The sequence below is a fragment of the Halomonas sp. ND22Bw genome (assembly GCF_003011945.1).
Taxonomy (GTDB): domain Bacteria; phylum Pseudomonadota; class Gammaproteobacteria; order Pseudomonadales; family Halomonadaceae; genus Halomonas; species Halomonas halophila.
In genome coordinates this window covers 1-237 of record NZ_PXWD01001765.1, presented here as the reverse complement: position 1 = coordinate 237, position 237 = coordinate 1, and the positions used below count along the sequence as shown (strand labels likewise).

Here is a 237-nt window from a genome sequence, read left to right as displayed (position 1 = left end):
ACGATGTCAGGCACGAAGCGCCGCTCTACAAGCTTCTAGCGTAAGCCTCCGGGCGCAGAACGCGACAGTGCTCGCGCGTCGGGCTCAAGCGAACGTCCGGCCAGCGCTCCTGGGTCATCTGCAGGTTGACACGGGTCGGTGCGAAGAAGGTCAGGTAGACACCGCCGTCGATGGCGAGGTTCTAGCTGGCCTTGCGCTTGAACTCCTCGAGCATCATGGCGTCGTCGCAGTAGACCC

Annotated in this window: 1 pseudogene; it reads right to left on the bottom strand. The window is 63.3% G+C overall.

The annotated features are described in order from the left end of the window. Positions 1-25: 25 nt before the first annotated feature. A pseudogene (locus CVH10_RS27405) lies at positions 26-237 on the bottom strand (hypothetical protein); the annotation flags it as partial.